Below are 2,015 nucleotides of genomic sequence, written 5' to 3'. Positions count from 1 at the left end.
CGAGATCAGCGATACCGGAAGCGGTATCATTCCCGACGATCTGCCGAAAATCTTTGAGCCGTTCTTTACGACGCGCACGACCGGCACAGGGTTGGGACTCGCCATCGTGCGTAAGGCGATTCACGACCACGGCGGCAGCATTACCGCTTGCTCCGAACCGGGCAAAGGCACGCTGTTTGTTATCAGTCTGCCGCTCGATAGCAGTTCGGAAAGCGCAACCAGTCAGTACCGCCTGCGGTAGCGGGCGGGTCATAAGTGCAGAAACACCCGCCCGCTACCGCAGGCGGTACTGACCTGCGTTCTCCTGATTGAGCTACTACGCACACGCTCTTATTACGAATGCCGACGCACAAAAATAAAATCCTCATCATTGACGACCAACCTTCGATTCGCTTCGGCGTGCGTAACCTGCTCGAAGCCGAAGGCTTCAGCGTGCTCGAAGCGGAGACGGGCGAGCAAGGTCTGTCAGTCATCGAGAACACGGCTCCGCATCTGGTGCTGCTGGACTTGCGCCTCCCCGACGCGGACGGTCTCGACCTCCTGCCCCGCATCAAGGTTATTGACGACGCGCTGCCGGTCATCGTTCTCACCGCGCACGGAACGATTGAAACCGCGATTCGCGCGCTCAAGAACGGCGCTGAGAATTTCCTCACCAAGCCGTTCGACCCTGAGAGTTTCCTCATCCTCATCTCGAAGACGCTTCAGAGAAGTTCCACGCGCCGCGAACATTTGCTCACGGGGCTGAGGGAAGACCGCCTCTGCTCCGAGTATTTTCAAGGCCGCGGTGCGAGCGTGACGCGCTTCCACGCCGCACTCGAACGATTAGCTCCAACTGACACTACAGTTTTACTGCTCGGCGAGACGGGAACCGGCAAAGGAGTCATAGCCCATCTCGTTCACCGTCTTTCAGGTCGCACCGCCAAGCCCTTTGTCACTGTCAACTGCGCCGGACTCGCCCGCGAATTGTTGGAATCCGAACTCTTCGGCCACGAGCGGGGAGCATTCACCGGAGCCGTCGCCGCGAAGCCCGGCCTCTTCGAGTTGACGCACGAAGGGACGCTCTTCTTCGACGAAATCGCCGAGATGGAACCTTCGATTCAAGCGAAGGTGCTTCACGTGCTTGAGGAGAAGAAGTTTCGTCGCGTCGGCGGCACGCAAGAACGGGAGACGGATGTGCGCATCCTCGCGGCGACGAATAAGAATCTCCAAGAGGAAGTAAAGCGCGGGCGGTTCCGAGAAGATTTATATTATCGCCTGAGCGTGATGCCGATGACGCTTCCGCCGCTCAGAGAGAGGCGCGAAGACATCCTGCCGCTGGTCGAGCATTTCATTCAACACTTCAACTCCAAGCTCAACCGGCGGGTGCAAGGCGTGACGCCGAAAGCGGAAGCGTTACTCGTTGGCTACAACTACCCCGGCAACATCCGCGAACTGCGTAACGTCATCGAACGCGCCGTCATCCTCTGCGCGAACGACTCGATTCACGCCGACGACCTTCCGCTCGGAGGAGTGGAAACGTGGCAGACATCCGCCCTCCGCGGAGGCGACGGCAAAGCGGATGAAGGGCAATTCTTATCGCTCGACGAAATCGAAGCTCTGCACATCAAACGAGTCTTTGCGGCGACCGGACGCAACCTCAGCCGCACTGCCGACCTCCTCGGCATCACACGCACCACGCTTTACAGCAAACTTCGCAAGTACGAAGTGGCAGAAGCCTGACCGTGAGGAAGGGCGCGCGCTGTATGCCCGCGCCTTCCTCGCGGTCGGACTTCTGTCAAATCCTTAACCAATTCCACTCGGTCGAGGAGAGACCTTTGCCGCTGGCTGCTGATCGCGGCTGCTGTGCGTGCCCAGCGTGCCGAGCCAGACGTGGAGGATCACGAGTTGTCGGCAATAGCTTTGCCAATCTCCTTCGCCGTCGCGCCGGTGGCAAGCATGGCGCGCACCAGTAGTTCAATTGACACCGAACTATCACCGACCTCCGCCTTGGCGATACGCGATTGGCTTGATTGGAG

2 protein-coding genes are annotated in these 2,015 nt (G+C 59.2%); both read left to right on the top strand.

The features are described 5' to 3' along the window. The coding region (locus VES88_11715) for an ATP-binding protein (GenBank protein ID HYN82163.1) at window positions 1-241 on the top strand (241 nt) is incomplete at its 5' end. Window positions 242-339: 98 nt separating this feature from the next. Continuing rightward, window positions 340-1,719: a sigma-54 dependent transcriptional regulator gene (locus VES88_11710; GenBank protein HYN82162.1), complete on the top strand. Its 1,380-nt coding sequence runs from the start codon at window positions 340-342 to the stop codon at window positions 1,717-1,719. The last annotated feature ends 296 nt before the right edge of the window (window positions 1,720-2,015 follow it).

The organism is Gemmatimonadaceae bacterium (genome assembly GCA_035633115.1).
Classification (GTDB): Bacteria; Gemmatimonadota; Gemmatimonadetes; order Gemmatimonadales; family Gemmatimonadaceae; genus UBA4720.
Note: the sequence above shows the minus strand (reverse complement) of the source record. Positions and strands in the feature narration are given on the sequence as shown.

Excerpts from the sequence above, each read along its gene's own strand:
- VES88_11710 (HYN82162.1), top strand. The coding sequence starts at position 340 with ATGCCGACGCACAAAAATAAAATCCTCATCATTGACGACCAACCTTCG.